The following is a 22,362-nucleotide window of genomic DNA, read 5'->3' on the forward strand; positions in this document are numbered from 1 at the left end:
TTGACCACAGCAGTATGCCCCGGTTCGTTCGACCCGATCACCAACGGGCATCTAGACATCGTCACGCGCGCCTCGCGCCACTTCGACGAGGTGATCGTCCTGGTTACCGGCAACCCGACGAAAACCTCAGGGCTATTTACTATCGACGAGCGCGTCGAACTTATCCGCGACGCCACCGCCCACCTGCACGGGGTGCGCGTGGATAGCTGGGGCGGGCTGCTCGTGGATTACACCTCGGCCCACCGGGTCACCGCACTGGTGAAGGGGCTGCGTTCTTCGCTCGACTACGAGTACGAGCTGCCGATGGCACAGATGAACCGGCGCTTGACCGGGGTGGACACCTACTTCCTGCTCACCGACGAAAAGTACGGCTACATCTCTTCGTCGCTGACGAAGGAAGTGGCCAAATTCGGCGGCGACATCTCCGGGCTAGTGCCCCCGGTGGTGCGCGACGCGATCAAGGAGAAGTTCCGCAACGCCTAGAACAGCGTAGAGACGAACGACTTCGTGCGTTCGTGCTGCGGGTTGTCCAGCACATCTTCCGGGGTGCCGTACTCGATGATCTGCCCGCCGTCCATGAACGCGACCTTGTCGGCCACCTCACGGGCGAAGGAGAGCTCGTGGGTGACCACGAGCATGGTCATGCCGTTCTTCGCCAAATCGCGCATCACGCGCAGCACCTCGCCGACGAGTTCGGGGTCGAGGGCGGAGGTGGGTTCGTCGAAAAGCATCAGCTTCGGATCCATCGCCACCGCACGCGCGATAGCGACACGCTGCTGCTGGCCGCCGGAGAGCTGGATGGGGTAGACGTCCGCCTTGGACTCCAAACCGACCATGGCGAGCAGTTCCATCGCGCGGGCCTTCGCCTGCTCGACGGGCTGGCCTTTGACGTGGACCGGTGCCTCGATGATGTTGTCCAGCACGGTGCGGTGACCGAACAGGTTGAAGTTCTGGAACACCATGCCAATGTCGCGGCGCTGCTTCGCGGCGTCCTTCTCGCTCATTTCGTGGAGCACGCCGTCGCGCTCCTTGTAGCCGATCAGTTCGCCGTCGACGAAAAGCCGCCCGGCGTTGACCTGCTCCAGGTGATTCACGCAGCGCAGCAGCGTGGACTTTCCGGAGCCGGACGGGCCGATCAGGCAGGTCACCTCGCCGGGGGCGACTTCGAGGTCGATGCCTTTGAGCACGTCCAGGTTGCCGAAGTTCTTCCACACGTCCACGGCCTGAATCATGGGGGTTTGCTTGACGGTCATTAGCGCTGTCCCTTCTTCTGCGGCTCTTCGATGATTTCAACGTTGTTCGGGATGGTGCCCTCGGCATCAGCCAGGCTGGCCAGCTGACGCTGGGTGAGCTGGCGGGAGGCGCCACGGTCGAAGTAGCGCTCCAGGTAGTGCTGGGCGACCATGAGCACCGAGGTGATCACGAGGTACCAGGTTGCGGCCACGAGCAGCAGCGGCACCGGCTGGAACAGCGCTGCGGCGATATCCATCGAGCGGCCGTAGAGCTCGAGCGAGTACGGCACCGCGACGACGAGCGAGGACGTCTTGAGCAGCGAGATGAACTCGTTGCCGGTCGGCGGGATGATGATGCGCATCGCCTGCGGCAGCACCGTCCGGCGCATCGTCTGGCCCCAGCTCATGCCGAGCGCCTTCGACGCTTCAACCTGGCCTTCCGGCACCGCGGAGACACCGGAGCGGACGATCTCGGCCATGTAGGCGGCCTCGTTGAGCCCCAAGCCGACCACCGCAAGCGCGAACGCCGAGGAGGTGAACGGCTCGAGCGGGATCTCGGCGAAGCCTACGTTAATCGTGTCGTAGATCGCGCCGATCAGACCCCAGAACATCAACTGGACGTAGACCGGGGTACCACGGAAGATCCAGAGGAACACCCAGCCAACGGTTTTGAACACCGGGTTAGGGCTCATGCGCATCACTGCCAGGAGGATGCCACCGATCACGCCGAGGATCATCGCCAACACGGTGATCGCGATGGTGTGCAGCGCGGCCTTAGCGATGCGGGTATCCAGCAGGTATTGGAAATAGGTGTCCCACCCGTAGGCCTCGTTGCGTGCTGCGCCGATGATGAACCACGCTACGAGCAGCACAAGGAGGGCGGCGAGCACCCAGCGGCCCGGGTGGCGAAGCGGCTTGGCCTCGATGCGCTCGGGCCTCGGCCGTTCGTTGTTCGCGGCCGCGTATTTGGAATAGGGGGTGCTCATGCTCACTGTCCTCCCACGGGTTGTTCGTTGAGTAATGCTTGGTCGAGCAGGCCGGTGGTGATGTTCCACTGCTCGAGGATGCGCTGATATTCGCCGATATCGATGAGGTGCTGCATTGCCGCGGCCATCGCCGGCCCGAGACCGGAACCCTTCGGCACGGCGAAGCCGTACGGCGCGGCGTCGAACATCTCGCCGATCAGCTCAAGATCGCCGCCGGATCGCTCCACCGCCCAAGCGGTGACGGGGGAGTCTGCACTATATGCATCGGCACGTCCGACGAGTGCGGCGAGTGCGGCGTTGTCCGCGGTATCGAAGGCGAGGACCGTGATTGGGTCTTTGCCGGCGGCCTCGCACTCGTCTGACTTCGGCCGGACGTCGTCGGTGTCTGAGACGGTAGTGCGCTGCACAGACACCGTCAGGCCACACGCGTCCGTCGGGTCGACGTCATCTTCTGGGGAAGCGGCCCACTGGATGCCGGCGTAGAGGAAGTTGACGAAGTCGAAGCTCTCGCGGCGTTCTTCGTTGTCCGTGAAACCGGACGCACCGGCATCGAGGCCGCCAGTGGTCACAGCAGGCAGGATCATGGAGAAGTCCATGTCAGAGACCTCAAAGTCCATCCCCATCACGCCTGCGACAGCTCGGGCCAAGTCCATCTCGACTCCGATGACATCGCCGGAGGAGTTTTTGAACTCGAACGGGGCGAACGGAGGGTTGGCACCGACGTTGAGGACACCGTCAGCGGCGACTTCGGGCGGCACCATCGCCGCGATTTCCGGCACTTCGTCCGGGACGATCTGTTCCCAGCCGTCCGGCGTGCCGTCCTCGACGTTGGTGACGCATCCCGCCAACGGCAGCGCCGCGGCGAGTAAGGCGGCTAGCGTGCACCGCCGTGCGTTCGGTGGGTAAAGCATGGGTCTCCCGCAATCGATGAATAGTTTCTGTTCATCGTATATTACTCGCAGAGTATTTGTGGGAGAAACCCCTGATAGTTTCAGGTCTTACTGCTGCTGGGCCATGCGCACGCCACGCATAACCAACTCGATGAGCTGGCCGACGACCATCACGCCGATGACCACAGTGAGCCACACGGAGGTGCGCTGGCTCGAGCCGGCAGAGCTCTGCGCGAAGTCGCCAGTGAACAGGCCGGAGGACATTTGTGCTGAGCCCTGGGCCTCTGCCTTCCACAACTCGATCGGGTTCGCGGTATCCGGAATGGAGGAGTTGGCGGCCCAAGCTTGGACGACGTCCTTGCCGTCACCTTCTGCCATGCCGTCGGTCCACTCGAGGAACATCTCGGAGCTGGAGACCTTCTTCAGCGGGTTCTTTTCTGGATCGATGTAGAGCGGGTCGTTCTCCGGATCCTGGTCGAGCGCGTCGATCAGGCCGCCATCTGTTTCCTCGCCGTCTTCGCCCTCCTTGGCGGAGCTGGAGACGTCGGAAAGCTTGGCAAAGCTTTCGATAGTGTCCTGCAAAGCCTCAGCCGGGTCGACCTGGGCATCAGTTTCCTGCTCGGTCCCGGCGTTGTTGTTCGCCGGATTCTCCTGCGCATTCGCGGGAACGGCGAGAGTGGTGAACATAAGTGCTCCGGCGACAATGCCGGCAATGTGTGTCTGGCGCATGCGCCGTAGTTTAACCAACCGTTCTGGCAGGAGGGGATGGGAGTGTTGGACTAAGGATTGATCCCGTTTCAGCGCACTTAGGATCACTAATCTTATGACGTCGGATCGAATCTACCCGTTGCTTAAAGTTGCCGTAGCGCTGGAACGATAGCGGTCGTAGGCTCACTGGTCATGCCCCACGGGTGAATCAAAAGAAAAAATCTCGAGACACCGTAGGAACGATGTCTCGAGACAACGGGGGTTTCGGAAAACTCCTTGACCACCACTGACGCGGCCTAGTTCCAGACTTAGTTCCACGCCTTTCTCTGTTTAGTTCCAAATTCATCTGAGCCTGCGCTCGAAGGTAGCCGTCACGCAGCGGAAACCGAAACGCATCCCGCCTCGGAAACCCGCCCCTCCCACCGTCGCGAAAGCCAGATCGGCACACCGCGCCGGAGCGAATACGCGAATCGTCTGGCGACCCGCTTGCCCTGGCGGAGCAACACCGCCTAAGGGCAGCCCTCAATCCGCCACCCCCTGCCACTCAACCCAGAGCTTCGACCCGCTTTTTGAGTGGGTAACGTCTGCTGGCATGAAGAAGACTATTTCCGCCCTCGCCGCGGTCTCCGCAATGTTCCTCGCGTCGTGCTCCGGTACGGAAACAGACTCGTCCCAGTCGCAGGAGACGGCGCAATCCGGTTACGAGGTCGGCGACTTCGCGCTTAACGTCGTAGACGTTGCCGATCCGTCAAGCGTCACGGAAGTCGAAATTCCGGACTACGAAGGCCGCAAGCAGGTTTCCGTTACGGCAGACGTGGCGAATAACTCCGACGAAGGGGTTGACCTGGCATGCAGTACAGACCTTGAGGTCCAGATCGCGTCCAACGGCTCCGCGTGGGGCAACGTCGCCTACCTGGAGCGCGTACCCGGTAACCCGCAGTGCGGTGACTTGCTCGCCCCCGGCGAGACGAAGCAGATGACCTGGGTGTCGCTCATGCCGTGACGGGCGTTTCTTTTCGGTACCGGTAGGGCGGTATCGGGTACCGGGGTGTTGGTGGTTGCCGGTACCCGGTTTTTACCCCCGGTTACGGCTTTCGGGGTTGACGTAGCCGTGTGGGTGTCGTAGGGGCCATCCTTTCTTGTTTGATGTCGTCGCGGGTTCGCATGTCTTCTCCTGTCAGGGTGAGTTTCGAGCCGTGGTTGGCGAGTCTGGACATGACTGCGTCTGCCAGTGCTGCCTCGGAGAACACGTCGTACCAGTAATCGGGTTCGTGTTGGCTGGCGATCACGGTAGAGGCATGCTCACGCCCGACGAGCAGGTTGAATACCTGGTTCAACGCGTGCGCTGATACATCGGTGGCGAGAAAGTCATCGATGACGACAAGTGCCGGGGCTTGCAGGTCGGCGAGGAGCTGTTTGCGGGCCTGGGGATGCTCAGCCGCGGCGTCGAAATCGTTGGCCAGGTCGTTGAGCCGGAAGTAACGGGCGGTGAGCTTTTTGCGGCACGCCGCGACGGCCAGGGCTTGAGCGAGAAAACTTTTACCGGTGCCGGTAGCTCCCACGATGATGAGGTCTTTGCCGTAGTCGATCCATTCGCAGGTGGCGAGCCGGTCGATGCGGTCTTGGGTCACACCGCGGCCGGGATAGGCATCGAAGCGCTCGAGTGCGGCGGTTGAGCCAAGGAGTTTCGCTTCACGCAACCGTGTCTGTATGACCTTGTTGTCGCGGGCTATGCAGTTCGTTTTTGCCGGGTTTCGCCGCGGCCGGGGAGCATCATACGCAGGCCGTTGAGGATGATCAGCGCGGCGCTGCCTTCATTCAGCAGCAGTCCCGTGGTGAGGGTCATCCAGCCGGCGAGGGCCGCGATGATCAGAATGGCCACGACGGCAAGGCTGAGCGCGATGTTGATCTTGATGTTGTTCCGGGCCCGTCGGGAGAGGCGGATGGCTGCGGGGAGCCGGTCCAGTTCGTCGGCCATGAGTGCGACGTCAGAGGTTTCGAGTGCGACGTCGGTTCCGGCGGCGCCCATGGCGACGGCCAGGTCCGCGTTGGCCAGTGCGGGGGCGTCGTTGACTCCGTCGCCGACCATGGCGATAACCCCGTACTGTTCGCGCAATTCACGTACGGCGGCTGATTTGTCCTCGGGCAGCAGTTCGGCGCGGTAGTCGTCCAGACCCAGGGCATGGGCGGTGGTTTTAGCGACGGTGGCGTTGTCTCCGGTGAGCATCAGCACCCGTTCGATGCCTAGTTCGTGCAGTTCGGCGATAGTGCTGTGGGCGTCGGGGCGCAACTGGTCCGCGACCGCCAGAACGGCCAGTGGCCGGGTGTCCTCGCGCAGTACGACGGCGGTGCAGCCGTTTGCCTCGGCTCCGGCCACGGCCGCTCCGACTTGCGGGTCGGTGCGGTCCGCGTCCGAGGGCCGGCCGATGTGCATGGCTCGGCCGTCGACGACGGCCTCCATGCCGGCCCCGGGGAGGGCGCGGGCGTCCCTGGCGGTGGGGATGTCGAGGCCCCGGTCCCTGGCCCCGGCGGTGATGGCGGCGGCGATGGGGTGTTCGCTGCCGGCCTCGACGGCGGCGGCCAGTGCGAGGGCTTCCTGTTCGGTGGTGCCGCCGAACGCGGTGACCTGGTCCAGGGCAGGCCGGCCGCGGGTGAGTGTGCCGGTCTTGTCGAAGGCGACGGCCTTGATGTCGGCCAGGCGTTCGAGGTAGATGCCGCCCTTGATCATGATGCCGTCCCGTGCTCCGCGGGCGATGGCGGTGACGACGCTGACCGGCACGGAGATGACCAGCGCGCAGGAGCAGGAGACAACAAGGATTACAAGGGCTCGATAGATGGCCTCACGCCATTCGAAGCCGAACAACGGCAGAACCAGGGCCACCAGGACCGAAAGGGCGAACATGGCGGGGGTGTAGACGGCGCTGAACCGGTCGGCGAAGCGCTCGGTGCGGCTGCGGTTAGCCTGGGCCTCCTCTACCTGTTCGATCACCCGGGCGAGGATGGTGTCGTAGTGCTCCTTGGTCACCTGGACGCGCAGCACGCCGTTGCCGTTCAGGCTTCCGCCGAAGACCTCGGCCCCGGCGGAAGCCTCCACCGGCACGGATTCGCCGGTGACCGGGCTGGCATCGACCCACGAAGTACCCTCGGTGACGGTGCCGTCGGTGGGCAGACGCTCACCGGGGCGGACGAGGACGACATCACCGGGGTGCAGCGCCTCCACGGCCACGGTTTCGGTGAAGCCCCCGGCTGTGAGCCGGTTCGCGTTCGGGGGTGCCAGCTCCAACAGCGCGCTGATGGAGCCGCGTGCCTTGTCGGTGGCGTAGGCTTCCATCGCCTCGCCCAGGCTAAAGATGACCACGAGCATCGCGGCTTCTTCGATCACCCCCAGCGCGATCGCACCGATGGCGGCCATGATCAGCAGCACGGTGATGGTCAGCCGCCTGTTGCGCACGGCGCGGATGGCGTCGCGCAGCGGGTAGGCGCCGCCGATGACGATCGTGGCCCAGAAAAAGGTCAGGGCCACCGGCTCGGAGTGGATGGTCCACTCCACGGCCAGCCCCGCGGCCAGCAGCACCGCGGCTACCGCCAGGGCCACCATCTCGCTGCTCTGCCACCACCGGCGCCGGGACTGAGCGGTGAGCTGTGTTGAGGTGTCAAATTCGGCATTCATTCGGTGATTTCTTCTCTTTGTGAAACGTGAGGACATGACTCGTGAGGGTCAGCCCTCACCAGGTGATCAGGCGCGGACGGGGCGTGCCGGGCCGGCCGGCGCCAGGGACAGGCCGGCCTTCTGTGCCGCTTCAACGATGGCGCTGTCGGCCACGGTGCCGTCGTGCGTGACCAGCACGACGCCGGAGGCCAGGGCGTCGACCTTCTGCACGCCGGGCAGGGCCTCGACGGGGGCAAGGTCTCTGGAGCAGCTTACGCATCCGCCCCCGAGCGCGCGGTACTTGGAACGGACCAGCTGGATGGGTGTGTTCACGGGTGTCTCCTTCACAATGTGCAGTACTTCGACAGACTTCGAAGTCCGGCTTCCATGATACTCACACTTCGATAGTTGTCAAACTATCGAAGTATGCTAGGTATGCTAGAATGGAGGCATGTCGATCCCATCCTTGGACCCCCCTGCGCCAAGTGCGCTGGGTTACTGTACGCCGTTGTCCGGTGAGCCAATCACGGCGGCCCAGGCCGAGGCCGTCTCCCGGATGTTCAAGGCCCTGGCGGATCCGGTCCGGCTGCGGCTGATGTCCATGGTGCTCTCGCACGAGGGCGGCGAGGCATGCGCAATGTGTGACCTGACCGAGGGCTTCGACCTGGCAGTTTCGACACTCAGCCACCACCTGAAAATCCTGCACGACGCCGGGCTCGTTGACCGTGACAAGCGAGGGGTGTGGGTCTACTACAAGGCCCGCCCCGAGGCCATGGATGCTCTGCGCACCCTCTTCGGTTCCGACCTTTCCACGCCGCCGGCAGAAGCTGGTTGAGCACGCAACCGCGCGGCACCGGGTATGGGCTTGCGATGCGCGAATCAGCTCAGAAGAAAGCCGTTTGCCGCATGCTCCTAAAACGATCCTTAGCGCTACTTTTCCGCGGAATGGCCCTCGACCCTCGCCTCGCGCGCACCGCCTGAGCAGCCTCCTACATCCGGTTGAGGATGGTCCTGCGGGACTGGGCGATCGGCCATAAAGAGCCGCAGCCATCGTTCTCTGGAGCACCGTCTACCTCGACCGCACGGTCAACCCTCGCGCGTCGGAACGCGGTGAGTAGACTTTTTCCCAGCTAATCTCCGCCACAAAGTTCCCACTTCCAAACACCTCGTCCATGAGCACCCTCATGCGGTGGTTTTCTACGTCATCCAGGTGAACCCAAATCGAACCGTCATCGCTAAGAAGTTTGCGCAGATGAATCAGGCGGTCACGCATCATGGTGAGCCATACGGAGTGTTCGAGGTTGTCCTCGTAGTTGGCAAAGGTTTGTGCGGTGTTAAACGGTGGATCAATGTAGACGCACTTCACCTTGCCGAGGTACTTCTCGCGTAACTCCGGCACGCGAGTGAGGGCTTCAAGAACGTCGCCGGACTCGCCGAGGATCAGCAAATTGTCCTCGGCCGGCTCCAAGTCAGCCCGCTCCGAGTATTGGGTGCCTTCTTCCTTGGGCGATTGCTCGCCGGTAACCACTTCATCGACCGCGAGCGCGCGCGTTTCGCAGTACCGCGGGTCTTTTGGGTCAACCCATTCGTAGGCGTAGCGTCCCTCTTCGCTGGGAATAAGCGCCTTGTCCTTGTTGAACCAGGTCAATTCAAGTAGTTGCTTCGCGCCGGCCACCGTTTCGCTGCCTCGTTTCGTCTGTCGGGGCTGTCAAATAATTCGCACTTTATGGTAGCCGGGGCAGCGACAGACACCGAAGAAAATTCGGCCCGAGGGGAACATGTTTTTGGATCGCGAGTCAGGCGGGAGCGTCAGTCCTCCTAACGACGCTCCGAATCGGAAACCGAGGTGGTAAGTGCCGAAGCCGTGTGCGAGAAGTACGGGTACGACTACAAGTAACGGTCGTTTCGTGGACCTCTAGGCTCACCTGGCTTATGAATGACTAGTCGATTGGCGCGACCCGAACGCGATTGCCGTCAGGGTCGGCAACGACGAATGTAGTGCCGAATACGTCCTCGTGCGGCTCTTCGATGACTCGAACACCCTTCGCAACCCAGGCGTCGTAAGTCTCCTGCACCTGCTCTGCTGTGACGTTCAGACAAACTTCCGAAGTACGTACTGGTTCGCCCGCCAGAGCTGATGACTCTCCAGTCCACAGAGCCAGAGCAACGCCTTCCGCTAGTCCGAAAGTGACGTAACGCGGTGTTTCAAAAGTTGTTTCGACTTCGAGCAAATCCCTGTAGAAGTCAACCGATTTCTGGATGTCGCTGACGTAGACGATGAAAACCAATTCGCGGTTCATTTTCTTCCTCCAAACTCAAGATTGTTCTGTCCATGTTACCTGGGACATCGGTGGACCCATAGGAATCTGAGTTTCGGGAATCAATACATGTCACCAGCACCACAATCCGTACTGAGGGAGGCGGACTGAGCAGCACAACTGCATTCATGGCTACACAAAACTTATCTACGGCGTACCGGATTATTCCGTCTTACCGTTTCAAGACGACGTGTCGTCTCATTACGGCACAGTGAATTAACCCCACTATTTTCTGCTGGTGTTTGCTCTCTCCCACGACACGGTGGAGGTATGCAAAACGAACTACGTATTTCCGCGGGTGGTCTTTACCCCCGGCCACAGACGCACACCGAGTCCGACTTCGAGCCTGGCCACGGTCTCCAACGTCGGCCACGAATTGCCGTTGAGGATGTCCGAGATAGTCGAGGCGGCGACGCCAGACTTCTCCGCGACCCCCTTGACGCTTCGGTAGCGGTTCCGCTCGCGCCGAAGGTTGATCACCATGGCCTGGATCATCTGATGCTCGGTCACGGTCACATCGAGACTGTCGGGCCAGCCAGGGTAGAGGCTGGCGGGGCTACCGGGCTTCGGTCTTACCATGCCTTCACCGTAGCGACGGGGACATCGAACACGCTGCTAGGGGTAGTCGTAGCCGCCCTTGGAACGCAGGTGCGGCTTCCGCGAGACCTGGTGCGGCCAGAGCGACGTCTCGAGCACCGCCTCGGCCGCCGCGACGGTATGCACGGCGGGCCACCGCTCGCCGGAAAGCCAGCGACGAAGGACTGTCTCTCCAATGCCGGCGCGTTGGGCAAAGTCCTGCTGGGAACTTGCCCAGCCGCGCTCGATGTACCGCTCAATCTCGCGCACCAACAACTGACGCATTCCGAGTGCCTTGGCGTAGACGGGCTCAAGCCCCTCGGGGTTGACGTCGGGCCACTCTGGGTAGGCCTCGCGCGGCGGTGGGTAGGTGGACATGGTCTTCACCGTACCGGTGGCCGAAGCGGTCTCCGCAGCGGTGGCCGTTGCGGGGGTACTGCACTGGCCCGTACGGGGGTCAGCCCATGTCGCTAACCCCGCAAGAACGCGAATATGTCGAGCACCGTGTCGCTGGATATACGCCCAAGTTCGTCAGCGAGACCACTTGGGCAACGGTCGCGCCAGTAGTGAAAGAAATTGCTCTGGAGGCTTTCGAGGCCGGCGGCGCCGAGCACTTCCACCTTCGGCAGGACCGCCACAGCGAGGTCTCGAAGTATCTCAGAGCGCTCACCCATGTCGCCGCGGCCTGCCACCGCGTCGGCCGGCCGGTGACCCGCGAAACTGTGCTCGATACGGACATCTGCCACGCGGCATTGAGCGAGCTCGCACAAACGCACCGAAACACGGCCACGGTCCGCACGTATCTCAACAAAATCACTATGACGCTCACCGGCGAAACGGTGAGTCTGCAACCGCGGGAGCCGAAGGAGCATGCCAGGCCGTACACACAGAAGGATTTTGACTGTCTTCGTCATTGGGTTCAGTCGCAATCGACCGAAGTGAAGCGCCGGCAGGCATACACCGTGCTCGCCCTCGGCCTCGGAGCAGGCATTTGCGACGGCATGGAGACCGTCCTCGCCGGTGACGTGAGCGTCCGTGACGGGGTGACGTGGGTGCATGTCGAGCACCTTCGCGGCGCCGGGTACGCCCCGGAAGTGCCCGTCGCTTCGGTTTTCGGACCGGGGCTCGCCGCGGTGGCCGAGGCGAAGACCCCGGAGGAGCCGTTGCTGCCGTACAGGGACGTCAACGACTTGGCGAAGGGGGAGCTGAACCGGCGCAGGACATTCCGCGTCTCGCTTCGCCGCCTCCGCGCGACGTGGGCGGTGCAGGTGATCCGCTCGGTTCCGCGAGAAGTTGCTGTTGCCGCTATTGGAACGACGCACCTGTACGAGTTCGAGCGTCTCGCAAGATTTAACCCCGAGCGCCCGGACACGGTGGAAGACCACGTCGAGGCGCTGACCGACCCGTACGTCAACTGGCCTGGTCTGGCGTCGAGCGCCGGGGCGGTGGGTCACTGGGGCGGGGACGGCTCAAGAGCCGGTTTCGGAGGGCCGAAGGCGGCACAACACCTAGATGATCACCCCCGGACGGGTGAACGAAAAAGTACAGAAACGGCTCGTTTTGAAGTTATCGACGGGGGTATAAAATGACGCAAACGTACACTTCAAGTGCGGTATCTTCGCTAATGGTGCTGTCGAGGTGGGGCGGGTCAAAACGGCTCAAGAGCCGGTTTCGGACCTTGACGACCTATCGGTGTCGACGCAGGCTGGTGCTATCTCAATCTCAACCCACCACGGAGATAGCCCACGCCACCACCACTCGCGTGGGCGGACAAGGAACATTCAATATGTCCACCACACCGCATCAAGTCATTGCCGGATACACCCCGACGGTGATCCCGGCGAATCGCTGGGGCGCGGTCCGAGACTTCGTTACGGACGCCGTTTCGACTGCCGTGACGGAGGACTGGAGCGCGGACAAGACCCGCGCCGCGTTGCGAACTGTCGCCCGTCTCGCTGATTTCGTTTCGATGACCGGACGGGAAGTCTCGGTCGGAAACGTTTTCACCGAGGCCACGGTCAATGCCTTCGTTGACCAGTCTGGGTACAGCACCCACGTCCAAGGCACCACTCGCTCGCTGCTTCGGGTTGTTGGCCAGGCAGTTCACCGCCACTACGACACGCCCAGGGAAAGGCCGCAGTACGGCACCGACAAGAAGAGCGCCCCGTACACACAGGACGAGATGACTCGCCTACGCCATTGGGCGGACGGTGAGGCCACTGTCCAGCGCCGTCAGCAAGCCAACCTTCTTTTGGCACTCACTCTCGGAGCAGGGCTTCGATCCGGAGAGGTCGCGACGCTTACCGCTGCGGATGTCGAGACGGACGATACCGGGACAGTGGTGTACCCGTCGGGCTACCGCGGTGCGGGACGGCGTTTTGTGCCCGTAGACCACGACTGGGCGCAGCCGATTCGGGAAGCCGTGGAGCGTGCGGTGAGCGAGGAGAGCTGGTTGTTCCGCCCGGAGCGGACGACCGAAGGCGCTGGCACCGTGGCGCTGTTCACGAAGCGCTCGCACCGCCCGTCGCTGGCCGTGGACATGTCGCGCGCTCGTACGACGTGGATCGTCACCCAAGTCCGCCGGGGCGTTCCAGAGTCCGCAGTGATTGAGGCCGCTGGTCTGAAAGACCTCCAGCACTATCGAAGGTTCCTCGTCAGTGACGAGCAAACCACCGCGCGAGAAGCGCGAGCGCTGCTGCACGGAGGTCCGAAGCGGGTCTCGGGACGGGCTTCCCTCACCGTAATTCGAGGCGGGGCGTAGGCGCCCCAGAACCAACTGACCGATAGTCCACAAAACACCTGGTGAGCACCCGGGGCGAGTCCTTTATTGCCAAAAACACCCGCGAGAGGAGGTGAACCACGATGTCCCAGCACGAGAGCGACTGGTACGAGCAAGTGCGCCAGCACTGGGCGAAGGCCGAGGCGGCGACGCCGTCGAAGAAGCGGAAGAAGGACTGGGACGAGGCGCTAATTGCCCCGTCCGAGAAGGAGCTCAAAGCGCGCGAGGAGAAGTCCACGGACCGCGACTGGCTGTATATCGAGCAGCGTCGCGAGGTCTACTCGACGGTAAAGCTCGCCTGGGACATCGTGGACCGCTCCGGTGTTGTAGGCCTCGTGGAGCAGTGGCGCGTCGAGGACGGGCTCATTACGAACCGCGGTGGGCGGCGGCGAATAGTGTCTATTCATGCCGCTTTGGCGCTTTGGATGCTGCTGGCTATCCAACGACAAGCGCAGCACTTCCAGGACATGGGCCGCACTATCGCTTTCGGTCTTACGCCTGCAATCTGGTCCTTACTCGGCTTGGAAGAAGAGGAGTTCGACGTAAAGGACAAGCGCCAGCGTCGCGAGATTCGCGAGCGGTGGGCAGACCGCGTTTGGTACACGATCTGGGTGACACGCGAGACCATGGAGCCGTACCCGGAGATTCGGCTGAAAGAGCGCTACACCGTGGGCGAATGGCTCGACCTGGTCCCGAGTGGACAACTTGATGTCGACGACGACGAGGAGACTGCGGCTTTCCGCGAGAAGCGCCGCGCCCGGGGGACGGAGTTCACGAACCGCCTCATCTGGGCCTCCGTCGAATTGATGGCCCCAGAGGCGTTCGCCGAGTGGGACGGCACGGTCGCTGTGGACGGCACCTCTCTCCAGGTCTCGAAGCGAGGTAACCCGAGCAAGAAGAGGCTCAAGAACGGCTCCGTGCCAGAGAGCGCGCTCATGGCCTCGACTCCTGTGGCCGGCTGGCACCACAAGGAGACCGGCGACCATGACGGCGAGAATCCGGAAACCAAAGGCGGCACCTTTGCCTGGGGTTTCGAAGCGACTCTCGCCGCGATGACCGGCGACGGGTTTGCGGAGCGGGGTGGCAACCCGGGGTTGATTATTGGCATGGGCTTCCACCGTCCGGGTGTCAACCCGACGGAGCGGTTGTGGGAAGCGCTTCAGAATGTCACTGAGAGGCCGGAATTACCCCGCGGTTTCATGCTCTTCGACCGTTTGTACCCAGCGCAAAAGCCGGAGGGCATGCACATTCCGCTGCGCGAACAAGGCTATGACCTCGTATTCGACTACAAGGATAAGGAGCGTGGACTGCAAACCGTTTTGCCGTCCGGCGTGGTGGTCATTGACGGAGGTCTCTATTCACCGGGAATTCAGTCTTTCCCTGGGCTGATCGACCCGCACTCGCAGTACGAGGCGGGGCAGATCGACTACGAGACGTACATGGTCCGACTGGAGGGGAGGAAGCGATTCGCGCTCGCCACAAAAGGCACCAAGAACAGTGCCGGTGACCGCCGTTTCCGGTGCCCGGTCAAGGCTCCTGGATCGGCCCTTGCTTGTGCCTTAGTGCCACGAGGGGATGAGAAGCCTACTGCTAAGCAGCGGATTGAGCTGACTATCTCTGACGTGTCCGGTTTTTCTGCTGCACCACCCGCGATTTGCCGACAGGCCTCGGTGACCATCAAGAACAGCGTCGAGGACGGTGCCCGTTGGTTGCAGCAGGGGCCGGCGTACGGTACGCCGGAGTGGCAGGCCGTGTACGGACAGCGCAACACCATTGAGTCGCGCAACGACAAGTTGAAGAACTCGCGAGGCATTGGCATCGGGGACCCGACCGTGCGTCTGATGCGAGGCTGGGCTGGTCAGCTGTTGGCGACCGCGATTTCCTGTGTCGCCGTAAACGTGCTGTTGCTGGCCTCCGACTCGTCTTGGTTTGACGAGGGCAGCACCGACAATGACCCGACACCGCGCGGCCGTCGCGACGACCTCGACCGCAAGAGGAGTGAGAGGTCAATTGCCGGTACGTTCCCGAACGCTCCGCCAGTTGCTGCGTAAAATCGCAGGCCGCAAGCCGCCAGAAAAGAGTTCTGGAGGGCCGCGGCCTAGAAGTCGTGTCCGAATAATGAAAAACGCTCCAGAATTGACGAATCGGTGTCAGTTTTGGAGCGTTTTGGCATTGATGAGGGGAGAAAAGGCCACATAAAAGGACTCTCCGACGCCAAGATAGGCGAAAAGGGGGTTCCGGAAAAAGTTTTCCGAACTCTTTCGAAAAGTTTTCCGAAACCCCCACAACACATTGTGCCCCAGGTGAGACTCGAACTCACACTGGACGGGTTTTGAATCCGTTGCCTCTGCCAATTGGGCTACTGGGGCATTGCGCGAAAGTTTAGCCCAGTGTCACCTTGTCTGCGAAATCCCAGGCTAATCACCCCGCGGGGCCGTGTCGGCGCGCCAGCTACACTTGCTCATCGTGAGCGAGACAACCCAGAATCAGAAGCGACTGCTGCTAATCGACGGCCATTCGATGGCCTTCCGCGCGTTCTACGCCCTGCCCGCGGAAAACTTCTCCACCTCGGGCGGACAGCACACGAACGCCGTCTACGGGTTCTTGTCCATGTTCTCGAATATCCTCTCCGAGGAAAAGCCCACGCACGCGGCGGTGGCGTTCGACGTCGGCCGCAAGACGTTTCGCACCGAGCGTTTCCCGGAGTACAAGGCCCAGCGCGAATCCGCGCCACCGGAGTTCAAGGGGCAGGTGCCGATTATCGAGGAGGTTCTGGGAGACCTCGGCATCGTCACGCTGAGCAAGGAGAATTTCGAGGCGGACGATATCGTCGCCACGCTAGTCACGCAGGCGCGCGCCGAGGGCGACTTCGAGATCGTGCTGGTCAGTGGCGACCGCGACTACATCCAGCTTGTCGACGACACCACGACCCTCCTGTATCCCATGCGCGGCGTGTCCACGCTCACGCGCTTTACGCCGGAGGAGGTGGAGAACAAGTACGGCCTCACGCCCGCGCAGTACCCGGATTTCGCGGCGCTGCGCGGCGACCCGTCCGACAACCTGCCGAGCGTGCCCAAGGTGGGGGAGAAGACCGCCACAAAGTGGATCACGCAGTACGGCTCGCTCGACGGTCTGATCGACAATGCGGACGAACTCAAGGGGCAGGCCGCGAATAACTTCCGCGAGCGCATTGAGCAGGTTCGTCTCAACCGCGAACTGACGCAGATGGTCACCGATGTCGACTTGCCGGTCGCCCCGGACGGGCTCGAGCTCAAGCCGGCTGACGTGACCCAGGTTGCGTCGCATTTCGACGACCTCGAATTCGGCGTCAACCTCCGCGAACGTGTCCTCGCGGCGGTCGCCACCGACGGCTCCGCGCCCGAGCCTGAAACGGTCGAGCTCGAGGACGTCACGCTTGACGACGAACCCCTCGATACCTGGCTCAAATCCCGTGAAGGTCAAGGCCTTGCGCTTTATCTTTCTGGTACGGACACTCCGGGTGATGGTGATCTGACGGGGCTGGCGGTCGTCGATAAGCAGCGCCACGGCATCGCGAAACTCGCCGCGGACTTGAGCGCGGACGAGGACGCCGCGTTGCAGCGCTGGCTGGAATCGGACGATCCGAAGTACCTCCACGAGGCGAAGGCTGCGTACCACATGCTGCGCGGCCGCGGGATCACGCTGCGGGGGATTGCGCATGACACGGCGATCGCTGCCTACCTGTTGCGCCCCGGCCAGCGCACGTACGCGCTGGAGGATGTCTACCAGCGTCACCTGCAACGCCAGCTGAGCACGAGTTCGGATCAGTTGAGTCTGCTTGACGATTCCGGCGACGTCGACGCGGCAGCGGCGATTCTCGAACTGTCCGCGGAGCTGACCAAGGAATTGCGCGAGATTGACTCCTTCGAGTTGTACGCGGATCTCGAGCTGCCGCTGGTGACCGTGTTGGCGGAGATGGAGCACACCGGTATCGCCGTGGACGCCGACGTGCTGGAGGAGCTGCGCAAGGATCTCACGCAGAAGGTCGAGCAGGTTGAGGAGCAGGCGCGACAACTTGTCGACGAGCCGACGCTGAACCTTTCAAGCCCGAAGCAGCTCTCCGTCGTGCTGTTCGACAAACTCGACTTGCCGAAGACGAAGAAGACGAAGACCGGCTATTCCACGGCCGCCGCCGAAATTGAGGCGCTCGCGGAGAAGAACCCGCACCCGTTTTTGGATTTCTTGCTGTCGCACCGTGAGCACCAGAAGATGAAGTCGACGGTGGAAGGTCTGATCAAGACAGTGCAGCCGGATGGACGAATCCACACGACGTTCAACCAGACGGTGGCGTCGACCGGCCGGCTGAGCTCGGCGGAGCCGAACCTGCAAAACATTCCGGTGCGCACCGAAGCGGGTCGCAAGATCCGCTCCGCGTTTGCCGTCGGGGAAGGCTACGAGTGCCTCCTGACCGCTGACTACTCGCAGATTGAGATGCGCGTGATGGCGCACCTGAGCCAGGACGAAGGGCTGATCGAGGCGTACCGGGCGGGGGAGGACCTGCACAACTTCGTTGGCTCGCGTGTGTTCGATGTTCCGATCGACCAAGTCACCCCGGAGCTGCGCCGCCGTGTGAAGGCGATGTCCTACGGTTTGGTGTACGGCCTGAGCGCCTACGGGCTGTCCAACCAGCTCTCTATCTCCGCCGGTGAGGCGAAGGGGATTATGGAGAACTACTTCGAGCGATTCGGCGGTGTGAAACGCTACCTCGACGAGGTGGTTGAGCAGGCTCGACGCGACGGCTACACCTCCACGGTGTTCGGCCGCCGCCGCTACCTGCCGGAGTTGACCAGCGACAATCGAGTTGCCCGCGAAAACGCCGAGCGTGCGGCACTGAACGCACCGATCCAGGGCACAGCCGCGGACATCATCAAGGTGGCGATGCTGCGTGTCGACGACGCCCTGCGCGACCACACCTCACGCGTGCTGCTCCAGGTGCACGACGAACTTGTCGTCGAGGTCGCACCGGGTGAGCTCGAGGAGGTTCAGGCCATTGTGGAGCGCGAAATGGATGGTGCGATCGAGCTGCTGGTTCCCCTCGAAGTCTCGGCTGGCACTGGGGCGAACTGGGAAGAAGCCGCGCATTAGACGGGGGCGCATAAGCGATGAGGCGGGTACCGGGTGAAACCGCTGCGTTTCACCCGATACCCGCCTCATGCTCGGCATCCCCCATGTGCCGTGTCCCCCGCGGAGGGGCTCGCCCCCAACTAAGCCCCGTGACTTATTCAGTTGTTTCCGCCCCTGACGGGCGGGGTCCTCGGAGGGGTACCTCTGCCCAGCTGGGGCTTATATTTCACCCCGCACCAAGCCGTTTCCCCGAGAACCAAGAAGGAACTTAATTGCAGATAAGGGTTTGTTCAACAATTCCACAGGGTGGACACAGGTGTGATCATGTCAACATATGAGCGTTCCGCTATGTCAACAGGTGGACGGGATAGTGCGAAGGGGGCGTAACTCGCTGTTTACCGGGGTGAAACCGGCTGTTTCGCCCCCGCGTGCTACCCCCGTTGCGCTGCCAAGGGCGTGCTTTACGCTTCGCTATCGGCTTCCTCTTCGACGGCGTCCTTGAACTCCTCTTCGTCCAGGTTGGATTCGCCGGCAAGATCTTCGACATCGCCGGAGCCTTCGTCGTCCTTCGCGGCCTCCACCGCCTGGGCGCGACGCTCGCCTTCCTCCTTGAGGTCGGAGCGGTGACGGAAATAGACCACGGCCATCACTGCCATGACGAACAGGCCCAGGTAACCCAGCACCGGGTAGAGGCGGGACACCAGCGGCTGGAAGCCGGCGAACGACAGGCCGAAGCCGACGATGCAGGCAATCGCGTAGGTGCGGTAGAACTTGTCCGGATTCTTCCGTGTCAGTCGCTTCGCTAGGGCGTAGAACATGCCCAAGCAGGTGTTGAAGACCATGAGGAAAATGACCCAGGTCATCACAAAGCCGAGCGTCGGGTGGACGTTTTCGAGGACGGTCAGCAGCGGCATGTCGTGACCGTTCACGGACTCGACCTGTATGAGCAGGGCGGCGACCAAAAGGGCGAGCAGTGCCACGTAAATCGCGCCACCGATCACGCCGCCGATGCGGCTGCTCTTGGTGTCAAACTCGTCGCCGGCCATCACAATCGCCATCGAGACGCCGCACAGGGCGTTCAAACCGGTGTGGTTCAGCGCACCAAGGAACCAGTACGGGGTGCCGTCGGCGCGGTTTACCTCGCTGCGTGCATACTCGTCCACCTGCGACCAATCGACGCTGAGCTGTGTAAACGAGTAGATCGCACCGATGAGCACGAAGATGACCAGCACAGGTGTGGCCCACGCGATGACATTCGAAACGCGGTTGACGTCGAAGCGACCGATGATGAGCATGAGCGCCAGCATGAGGGTCGCGCCGATCCAGATCGGCCAGTCAAACGACTGGCGCAGGTTCGACCCTGCGCCGGCGAACATGACGAAGCCGACCGAGAACATGCAGGCCACCGCTGACCAGTCCATGATGAACGCGGCCGGCTTGCTGGCCACCTTGTAGAACACCTGGTTGTGTTCGTCAGCGCGGAAGTACGAGCCGAAGGTGACAAAAGCCGTAGCTGCGATCAGCATGGTCACGCCGGCGAGCACCACGCCCCAAAATCCCTGAGTGCCGTAAGCGACAAAATATTGCAGCGCCTCCATACCTGAGGCGAAACCGGCGCCGACGACGATGCCCACAAAGGACGCCGCAACGGCGATACTGCGTTTCCACATATAACTGCCCGTGCTTTCCTGATTGACGAAAATTTGACGTCAGTTATGTTAGCGGTCGGGCCGACACGGGTCGCCGTCGATAAGCGCATGTGTTTTATTTGCTCTAGCTGCACAAAGTGTCTAAGCTCGTGCGGGCGTGTCTACGCGCGGGCGCGGTGCCCATCGTAATAGGAGGGTGCGGTAGCCGGCTCGGTGCGAGATCGGGGGCGCGAGTATTACCTGCTTACGCTGCCGAGAGAGACGCTTCTGTCCAATCACGATCTCCTATTTTTTCGGAGCACATAGAACTTATGCGCACTACCAACGCACCGCAGGTAGCCATCAACGACATCGGTGGCCCTGAGGAATTCCTCGCCGCAGTCGACGAGACCATCAAGTACTTCAACGATGGCGACATCGTCACCGGCACCGTGGTCAAGGTCGACCACGACGAGGTCCTGCTCGACATCGGCTACAAGACCGAGGGCATCATCCTCACCCGCGAGCTCTCCATCAAGCACGACGTCGACCCGGAAGACGTGGTCGAGGTCGGCGATGAGATCGACGCGCTTGTCCTGACCAAGGAGGACAAGGAAGGCCGCCTGATGCTGTCCAAGAAGCGTGCTCAGTACGAGCGCGCTTGGGGCACCATCGAGGAGCTGCAGGCCAACGACCAGCCGGTTACCGGTACCGTCATCGAGGTCGTCAAGGGTGGTCTCATCCTCGACATCGGCCTGCGCGGCTTCCTGCCGGCATCGCTCGTCGAGATGCGTCGCGTCCGCGACCTGGATCCGTACATCGGCCAGGAGCTCGAGGCGAAGATCATCGAGCTGGACAAGCACCGCAACAACGTGGTCCTGTCCCGCCGCGCCTACCTGGAGGAGACCCAGTCCGCGGTCCGCTCCGACTTCCTGCACCAGCTGCAGAAGGGCCAGGTCCGCAAGGGCGTCGTGTCCTCGATCGTCAACTTCGGTGCGTTCGTCGACCTCGGCGGCGTTGACGGCCTCGTGCACGTCTCCGAGCTGTCCTGGAAGCACATCGACCACCCGTCCGAGGTTGTCGCAGTGGGCGACGAGGTCACCGTCGAGGTGCTCGACGTCGATCTCGACCGCGAGCGCGTCTCCCTGTCGCTGAAGGCGACCCAGGAGGATCCGTGGCGCGTCTTCGCCCGCACCCACGCTGTGGGCCAGATCGTCCCGGGCAAGGTCACCAAGCTCGTCCCGTTCGGCGCTTTCGTCCGCGTCGAGGAGGGCATCGAGGGCCTCGTCCACATCTCCGAGCTGGCACAGCGCCACGTGGAGGTCCCGGACCAGGTTGTCAACGTCGGCGAAGAGGTCATGGTCAAGGTCATCGACATCGACCTGGACCGTCGCCGCATCTCCCTGTCCCTCAAGCAGGCTGATGAGGACTACGTCGAGGAGTTCGATCCGTCCCGCTACGGCATGGCCGACTCCTACGACGAGCAGGGCAACTACATCTTCCCGGAGGGCTTCGACCCGGAGACCAACGAGTGGATGGAAGGCTACGACGAGGCTCGTCAGGCATGGGAGGCTCGCTACGCCGAGGCAGAGCGTCGCCACCAGGCCCACACCGCTCAGATCGAGCGTCACCGCGCCGCTGCCGCAGAGGCCGCGGAGCAGGAGGGCGAGCAGGCGAACTACTCCTCCGAGTCTGCAGCTGCAGCTCCGGCAGCTGACCAGGCTGACGAGAACATCGGTTCCCTCGCCTCCGACGAGCAGCTCGCCGCTCTGCGCGACAAGCTCGCTGGCAACTAATCGCTCACAGGTTCGCGCCTGGGGCGAATAGCCTCAACGTCCCGCACACCATTTCGGTGCGCGGGGCGTTTTGCTATCTTCAGGCCATGAAGAAAGTTGGGCTCACAGGCGGTATCGGCAGCGGTAAATCCACAGTGGCGCGAATGCTTGCCGACGAAGGGTTCCCGGTCGTCGACGCCGACCAGATTGCCCGCGAGATTATGGAGCCGGGCTCCCCGGTGCTCGCCGAAGTCGCCGACGTGTTCGGCGCGGATCTTATCGACGACACCGGCGCGCTCAACCGCGGCGAACTTGCCCGTCGCGCTTTTGCGTTCACCGAACAGACCGCCAAACTTAACGCGATCACCCACCCAGCGATCCGCGCAGAGTCGAACCGGCGCTTCGCAGCGGCCGAGGCAGCAGGGGAGCGCGCCGTCATTTATGACATGCCGCTGTTGGTCGACCTCGGCCTGGACGAGGAGATGGACCTCACTGTGGTGGTGGACGTGGACGCGGACGAACGGGTGCGCCGGCTCGTCGATAAGCGAGGGCTTGCGGAACCTGACGCGCGAGCGCGAATCGCCCAGCAGGTCGACGACGCCACGCGGTTGGCCGCAGCCGACGTGGTCATCGACAACAACGGACCCGAAGAGGCGCTCGCCACGCAGGTGGAAAAACTCGTTGGTTTACTCAATGGTTAGATTCCCCGAAATTTGTA

The 22,362-nt window shown here is 62.5% G+C and carries 20 protein-coding genes, 1 tRNA gene and 1 pseudogene; 9 read left to right on the forward strand and 13 right to left on the reverse strand.

Annotation, left to right across the window (positions count from 1 at the left end; translation table 11 throughout):
* The gene (gene coaD, locus IAU68_RS05355) at positions 1-483 is read left to right on the forward strand and encodes a pantetheine-phosphate adenylyltransferase (protein WP_171193388.1); all 483 of its coding nucleotides are present in this window, start codon (positions 1-3) and stop codon (positions 481-483) included.
* Here coaD and IAU68_RS05360 read toward each other — a convergent pair.
* The 4 genes from IAU68_RS05360 to IAU68_RS05375 form a co-directional block, all read right to left on the reverse strand.
* Complete coding sequence (locus IAU68_RS05360) at positions 480-1,253, reverse strand: amino acid ABC transporter ATP-binding protein (RefSeq protein ID WP_269434720.1); 774 nt, start codon at positions 1,251-1,253, stop codon at positions 480-482. The two genes, coaD and IAU68_RS05360, sit on opposite strands and share 4 nt — an antisense overlap.
* Positions 1,253-2,218 carry an amino acid ABC transporter permease gene (locus IAU68_RS05365; RefSeq protein WP_171193387.1) on the reverse strand — a complete coding sequence of 322 codons (966 nt, stop codon included), beginning with the start codon at positions 2,216-2,218 and terminating at the stop codon, positions 1,253-1,255. The genes IAU68_RS05360 and IAU68_RS05365 overlap by 1 nt, the downstream gene beginning before the upstream one ends.
* Before the next feature lie 2 nt (positions 2,219-2,220).
* On the reverse strand, positions 2,221-3,129 hold the full coding sequence (locus IAU68_RS05370) for an ABC transporter substrate-binding protein (RefSeq protein WP_171193386.1): 909 nt from the start codon (positions 3,127-3,129) through the stop codon (positions 2,221-2,223).
* An 87-nt stretch (positions 3,130-3,216) separates the two neighbouring features.
* A complete protein-coding gene (locus IAU68_RS05375) occupies positions 3,217-3,837 on the reverse strand; it encodes a hypothetical protein (protein ID WP_171193385.1) in 621 nt (206 codons plus the stop codon).
* Between the two features lie 571 nt (positions 3,838-4,408).
* Between IAU68_RS05375 and IAU68_RS05380 the strand changes: the two genes are divergently transcribed.
* Positions 4,409-4,819: a hypothetical protein gene (locus IAU68_RS05380; RefSeq protein WP_171193384.1), complete on the forward strand. Its 411-nt coding sequence runs from the start codon at positions 4,409-4,411 to the stop codon at positions 4,817-4,819.
* 82 nt (positions 4,820-4,901) lie between these two features.
* Here the strand turns inward: IAU68_RS05380 and IAU68_RS05385 are convergent, their stop codons facing one another.
* The 3 genes from IAU68_RS05385 to IAU68_RS05395 all read right to left on the reverse strand — a co-directional run bounded on the left by IAU68_RS05385 (position 4,902) and on the right by IAU68_RS05395 (position 7,798).
* The gene (locus IAU68_RS05385; RefSeq protein ID WP_171193383.1) at positions 4,902-5,516 is read right to left on the reverse strand and encodes an ATP-binding protein; all 615 of its coding nucleotides are present in this window, start codon (positions 5,514-5,516) and stop codon (positions 4,902-4,904) included.
* Positions 5,517-5,545: 29 nt separating this feature from the next.
* Positions 5,546-7,486: a heavy metal translocating P-type ATPase gene (locus IAU68_RS05390; RefSeq protein WP_171193382.1), complete on the reverse strand. Its 1,941-nt coding sequence runs from the start codon at positions 7,484-7,486 to the stop codon at positions 5,546-5,548.
* Between the two features lie 66 nt (positions 7,487-7,552).
* Entirely contained in the window at positions 7,553-7,798 is a 246-nt protein-coding gene (locus IAU68_RS05395) for a hypothetical protein (RefSeq protein WP_038589537.1), read from the reverse strand.
* A 175-nt stretch (positions 7,799-7,973) separates the two neighbouring features.
* On the opposite strand from IAU68_RS05395, the gene IAU68_RS05400 reads away from it, so the two are divergent.
* Positions 7,974-8,300, forward strand: a complete 327-nt coding sequence (locus tag IAU68_RS05400; protein ID WP_231699108.1) for an ArsR/SmtB family transcription factor — start codon at positions 7,974-7,976, stop codon at positions 8,298-8,300.
* A gap of 252 nt (positions 8,301-8,552) precedes the next feature.
* Here IAU68_RS05400 and IAU68_RS05405 read toward each other — a convergent pair.
* The 4 genes and pseudogenes from IAU68_RS05405 to IAU68_RS05420 all read right to left on the reverse strand — a co-directional run.
* Positions 8,553-9,140: pseudogene (locus IAU68_RS05405) on the reverse strand (DNA methyltransferase); the annotation flags it as partial.
* 265 nt (positions 9,141-9,405) lie between these two features.
* Positions 9,406-9,765, reverse strand: a complete 360-nt coding sequence (locus tag IAU68_RS05410) for a VOC family protein (protein ID WP_087116736.1) — start codon at positions 9,763-9,765, stop codon at positions 9,406-9,408.
* A gap of 300 nt (positions 9,766-10,065) precedes the next feature.
* Positions 10,066-10,362, reverse strand: coding sequence for a helix-turn-helix domain-containing protein (locus IAU68_RS05415; RefSeq protein WP_171193380.1), 297 nt, complete (start codon positions 10,360-10,362; stop codon positions 10,066-10,068).
* A 36-nt stretch (positions 10,363-10,398) separates the two neighbouring features.
* Positions 10,399-10,737: a helix-turn-helix domain-containing protein gene (locus IAU68_RS05420; protein WP_171193379.1), complete on the reverse strand. Its 339-nt coding sequence runs from the start codon at positions 10,735-10,737 to the stop codon at positions 10,399-10,401.
* A gap of 188 nt (positions 10,738-10,925) precedes the next feature.
* Here IAU68_RS05420 and IAU68_RS05425 point away from each other — a divergent pair, with 188 nt between their 5' ends.
* The 3 genes from IAU68_RS05425 to IAU68_RS05435 all read left to right on the forward strand — a co-directional run bounded on the left by IAU68_RS05425 (position 10,926) and on the right by IAU68_RS05435 (position 15,189).
* Positions 10,926-11,948, forward strand: a complete 1,023-nt coding sequence (locus tag IAU68_RS05425) for a hypothetical protein (RefSeq protein ID WP_171193378.1) — start codon at positions 10,926-10,928, stop codon at positions 11,946-11,948.
* A gap of 197 nt (positions 11,949-12,145) precedes the next feature.
* The gene (locus IAU68_RS05430) at positions 12,146-13,120 is read left to right on the forward strand and encodes a site-specific integrase (RefSeq protein ID WP_171193377.1); all 975 of its coding nucleotides are present in this window, start codon (positions 12,146-12,148) and stop codon (positions 13,118-13,120) included.
* Between the two features lie 101 nt (positions 13,121-13,221).
* Positions 13,222-15,189, forward strand: coding sequence for a hypothetical protein (locus IAU68_RS05435; RefSeq protein WP_171193376.1), 1,968 nt, complete (start codon positions 13,222-13,224; stop codon positions 15,187-15,189).
* Between the two features lie 244 nt (positions 15,190-15,433).
* On the opposite strand, the gene IAU68_RS05440 is transcribed toward IAU68_RS05435, so the two are convergent.
* A tRNA-Leu gene (locus tag IAU68_RS05440) sits at positions 15,434-15,507 on the reverse strand.
* A gap of 151 nt (positions 15,508-15,658) precedes the next feature.
* Here IAU68_RS05440 and polA point away from each other — a divergent pair.
* Complete coding sequence (gene polA / locus IAU68_RS05445) at positions 15,659-18,262, forward strand: DNA polymerase I (RefSeq protein WP_231699129.1); 2,604 nt, start codon at positions 15,659-15,661, stop codon at positions 18,260-18,262.
* A 440-nt stretch (positions 18,263-18,702) separates the two neighbouring features.
* Here polA and IAU68_RS05450 read toward each other — a convergent pair whose 3' ends face one another.
* A complete protein-coding gene (locus IAU68_RS05450) occupies positions 18,703-19,911 on the reverse strand; it encodes a YkvI family membrane protein (protein ID WP_171193374.1) in 1,209 nt (402 codons plus the stop codon).
* Between the two features lie 290 nt (positions 19,912-20,201).
* Here IAU68_RS05450 and rpsA point away from each other — a divergent pair, with 290 nt between their 5' ends.
* On the forward strand, positions 20,202-21,665 hold the full coding sequence (rpsA, locus tag IAU68_RS05455; RefSeq protein ID WP_171193373.1) for a 30S ribosomal protein S1: 1,464 nt from the start codon (positions 20,202-20,204) through the stop codon (positions 21,663-21,665).
* Positions 21,666-21,751: 86 nt separating this feature from the next.
* Entirely contained in the window at positions 21,752-22,345 is a 594-nt protein-coding gene (coaE, locus tag IAU68_RS05460; protein ID WP_171193372.1) for a dephospho-CoA kinase, read from the forward strand.
* Positions 22,346-22,362: the final 17 nt, after the last annotated feature.

This window comes from Corynebacterium lujinxingii (assembly GCF_014490555.1).
GTDB classification, from domain to species: Bacteria; Actinomycetota; Actinomycetes; order Mycobacteriales; family Mycobacteriaceae; genus Corynebacterium; species Corynebacterium lujinxingii.

Coding starts and splice junctions, on each gene's coding strand:
- IAU68_RS05360 (WP_269434720.1), bottom strand. CDS start 1,253: ATGACCGTCAAGCAAACCCCCATGATTCAGGCCGTGGACGTGTGGAAG.
- IAU68_RS05365 (WP_171193387.1), bottom strand. CDS start 2,218: ATGAGCACCCCCTATTCCAAATACGCGGCCGCGAACAACGAACGGCCG.
- IAU68_RS05370 (WP_171193386.1), bottom strand. CDS start 3,129: ATGCTTTACCCACCGAACGCACGGCGGTGCACGCTAGCCGCCTTACTC.
- IAU68_RS05375 (WP_171193385.1), bottom strand. CDS start 3,837: ATGCGCCAGACACACATTGCCGGCATTGTCGCCGGAGCACTTATGTTC.
- IAU68_RS05380 (WP_171193384.1), top strand. CDS start 4,409: ATGAAGAAGACTATTTCCGCCCTCGCCGCGGTCTCCGCAATGTTCCTC.
- IAU68_RS05390 (WP_171193382.1), bottom strand. CDS start 7,486: ATGAATGCCGAATTTGACACCTCAACACAGCTCACCGCTCAGTCCCGG.
- IAU68_RS05410 (WP_087116736.1), bottom strand. CDS start 9,765: ATGAACCGCGAATTGGTTTTCATCGTCTACGTCAGCGACATCCAGAAA.
- IAU68_RS05415 (WP_171193380.1), bottom strand. CDS start 10,362: ATGGTAAGACCGAAGCCCGGTAGCCCCGCCAGCCTCTACCCTGGCTGG.
- IAU68_RS05420 (WP_171193379.1), bottom strand. CDS start 10,737: ATGTCCACCTACCCACCGCCGCGCGAGGCCTACCCAGAGTGGCCCGAC.
- IAU68_RS05430 (WP_171193377.1), top strand. CDS start 12,146: ATGTCCACCACACCGCATCAAGTCATTGCCGGATACACCCCGACGGTG.
- IAU68_RS05435 (WP_171193376.1), top strand. CDS start 13,222: ATGTCCCAGCACGAGAGCGACTGGTACGAGCAAGTGCGCCAGCACTGG.
- polA (WP_231699129.1), top strand. CDS start 15,659: ATGGCCTTCCGCGCGTTCTACGCCCTGCCCGCGGAAAACTTCTCCACC.
- IAU68_RS05450 (WP_171193374.1), bottom strand. CDS start 19,911: ATGTGGAAACGCAGTATCGCCGTTGCGGCGTCCTTTGTGGGCATCGTC.
- rpsA (WP_171193373.1), top strand. CDS start 20,202: ATGCGCACTACCAACGCACCGCAGGTAGCCATCAACGACATCGGTGGC.
- coaE (WP_171193372.1), top strand. CDS start 21,752: ATGAAGAAAGTTGGGCTCACAGGCGGTATCGGCAGCGGTAAATCCACA.